Origin of the sequence: Sphingomonas sp. CCH9-E2 (genome assembly GCF_001557215.1) — a bacterium.
GTDB lineage: Bacteria > Pseudomonadota > Alphaproteobacteria > Sphingomonadales > Sphingomonadaceae > Sphingomonas.
In genome coordinates this window covers 1-2,651 of record NZ_LSJM01000420.1, presented here as the reverse complement: position 1 = coordinate 2,651, position 2,651 = coordinate 1, and the positions used below count along the sequence as shown (strand labels likewise).

At 65.9% G+C, this 2,651-nt stretch carries 3 protein-coding genes; all 3 read right to left on the bottom strand.

Annotated features, from left to right (window positions below; genetic code table 11):
* Positions 1-82: 82 nt before the first annotated feature.
* The 3 genes from AX681_RS18880 to AX681_RS18870 all read right to left on the bottom strand — a co-directional run bounded on the left by AX681_RS18880 (position 83) and on the right by AX681_RS18870 (position 2,634).
* On the bottom strand, positions 83-847 hold the full coding sequence (locus tag AX681_RS18880; RefSeq protein ID WP_066656881.1) for a tryptophan 2,3-dioxygenase: 765 nt from the start codon (positions 845-847) through the stop codon (positions 83-85).
* A gap of 321 nt (positions 848-1,168) precedes the next feature.
* Positions 1,169-1,972, bottom strand: coding sequence for a 2,3,4,5-tetrahydropyridine-2,6-dicarboxylate N-succinyltransferase (gene dapD / locus AX681_RS18875; RefSeq protein ID WP_066665040.1), 804 nt, complete (start codon positions 1,970-1,972; stop codon positions 1,169-1,171).
* Positions 1,969-2,634, bottom strand: a complete 666-nt coding sequence (locus AX681_RS18870; protein WP_066682623.1) for a pyrimidine 5'-nucleotidase — start codon at positions 2,632-2,634, stop codon at positions 1,969-1,971. Before AX681_RS18870 ends, dapD begins: the two co-directional genes overlap by 4 nt.
* Positions 2,635-2,651 lie beyond the last annotated feature (17 nt).

Here is a 2,651-nt window from a genome sequence, read left to right as displayed (position 1 = left end):
CCGGCCCGCTCCCCCACCCGGCCACCCAGCGGTAGCATGATATGGGTGGCCGGGTGGGGGAGCGGGCCGGTGCCGAAACACATCAAAGAAGCGTCCGCAGCGACCAGAGTTCGGGGAAGGCGCGCTTGGTCAGGGTCGATTGAAGGTAGGACGCGCCGGGGGTGCCGCCGGTGCCCGGCTTCATGCCGATCACGCGCGTGACAGTCAGCACATGCTTGTGCCGCCAGGTGGCGAGCGCGTCATCGATATCGACCAGCTTCTCGGCGAGCTGGTACAGCTCCCAATGCGTGCCGGGCTCGCGATAGACCTTGGCCCAGGCTGCCTCGACCGCCGGACTGACCTCATAGGGTTTTGACCAATCGCGGTTCAGCGCCGTGTCGGGCAGGTCGAACCCGGCGCGGGCAAGCGCGGCATTGGCTTCGTCCCACAGGCTTGGCTTCGCACCATAAAGCGCCGTCAGCGGCCCCGGAACCCCGCCGCCGCGTAGCCCCAGCATGGTTTCGACCGCGCGGAACTGGTCCGACTGAAACCCGCTGCTGGTGCCCAGCACGTCGCGGAAGCGGGTATAGTCGCTCGGCGTCATCGTGGTCAGGATTTCCCACGACAGCGTCATCACCGCCTGAATCCGGCTGACCCGCGCAAGGCCCTTATACGCCTCGACCAGCCGGTCGCCGCGAACCAGGTCGAGCGCGACCTCAAGCTCCGCGATCATCTGCTTGAGCCAGAGTTCCTTGGTCTGATGGATGACGATGAACAGCAGCTCGTCATGCTCGTCCGAAATCGGATGCTGCGCACTCAGCAGCTGGTCGAGCGCGAGGTAGCGCCCATAGGTCATCGGGTCGGTCATGCCGGTGTGCCTCCGACAAAACTGACGACAATGCTGACAAAAAATGCGTGTGTACGGGCGGTGTCAGCCGGGGCGGAGGCGAGAGTTGGTTGCATGGGAAACGACTACCCCAGGCGAGTAGCTGTAGGAAATGACTTTCGCCATCGCTGCGTCGGCACGTACTTCCGCGAAATCCTCCCCTGTAAGGGGAGGTGGCAGCACGAAGTGCTGACGGAGGGGTGTCGCCCGTCGAGATGTCCTGCGCGTTTTCCCATGGGGACACCCCTCCACCGCCGCTTCGCGGCGGCCCCCCCTGCCCTTGCAGGGGAGGATTGATTGGGTTCAATCGCGCAGCAGTTCGTTGATTCCCGTCTTGCTGCGGGTCTGGGCGTCGACGGTCTTGACGATCACGGCGCAGTAGAGGCCGGGGCCGCCATCGGTGCCGGGGAGGGTGCCGGGGACGACGACGGCATAGGGGGGGACTTCGCCGCGGTAGATGTGGCCGGTCGCGCGATCGACGATCTTGGTGCTGGCACCGAGATAGACGCCCATCGAGAGGACCGCGCCTTCGCCGACGCGGACGCCCTCGGCCACTTCGGCGCGCGCGCCGATGAACGCGCCGTCGCCGATGATCACCGGATCGGCCTGAAGCGGTTCGAGCACGCCACCGATGCCGACGCCACCGGAGAGATGGACGTTCTTGCCGATCTGCGCGCAGCTGCCGACGGTCGCCCAGGTGTCGACCATCGTGCCTTCACCGACGAACGCGCCGATGTTCACGAAGCTGGGCATCAGCACGACATTGCGGCCGATATGCGCGCCGTGGCGCACGACGCTGCCCGGCACTTGGCGGAAACCGGCCTGCCGGAAGCGTGCATCGTCCCAGCCGGCGGTCTTGAGCGGCACCTTGTCGAAGCCGCCATGGCCAACCGCATTGTCGTTGAGGCGGAAGGAGAGGAGGACGGCTTTCTTGAGCCACTGATTGACCTGCCAGCCGCCGTCGACCGGCTCGGCGACACGTGCGGCCCCGCTGTCGAGCAGGTTCAGCGCCTCGGCCACCGCCTCACGCACCGCGCCGGTGGTGGCGAGCGAGATGTTGGCGCGGTCTTCCCAGGCGGCGTCGATCGTGGCGGCGAGGTCGGTCATGGATGCTCCTGAATGGTTTCGAGCCAGTGGCAGATGTCGTGGGTGATGAAATCGATGAAGCTGCGGTCGGCATCGGGTGCCTGTTCGGAGCCATTGTCGACCCAGACGGTGGTCATGCCGATCGCCTTGGCGGGCGCGAGGTTGCGGGCCATGTCCTCGACGAACAGCGCGCGCTTGGGGTCGATGCGATACGCCTCGCACACACTGGCATAGGCGTGCGGGTGCGGCTTGGGGTGATAGGCGCTGGCGTGGACGTCGTGGATCGCCTCGAAATGCTCACGGATGCCGAGCCGGTCGAGGACCTTTTCGGCATAGGGTGCATCGGCATTGGTGAAAACGAGCTTGCGCCCCGGCAGCTTCGCAATCGCGGCGGCCAGCGGGGCGTTATGCTCGAGCACGTCCATCTCGATGTCGTGGACATCGGCGAGATATTCGTACGGGTCGACGCCGTGATCGGCCATCAGCCCAGCGAGCGTGGTGCCGTGGCGGATGAAATAGTCCTTTTGCACCCGATGCGCGGCATCGGGATCGAGGTTCAGCAGCCGCGCGACATAGGCGCCGATGCGCGCATTCATCTGCGGAAACAGGTCGGCGCTGCCCGGATAGAGCGTGTTGTCGAGGTCGAACAACCAGGCGTCGATATGGGCGAGGTCGGGGCGCATGGCGGGGCGTTTAGGGG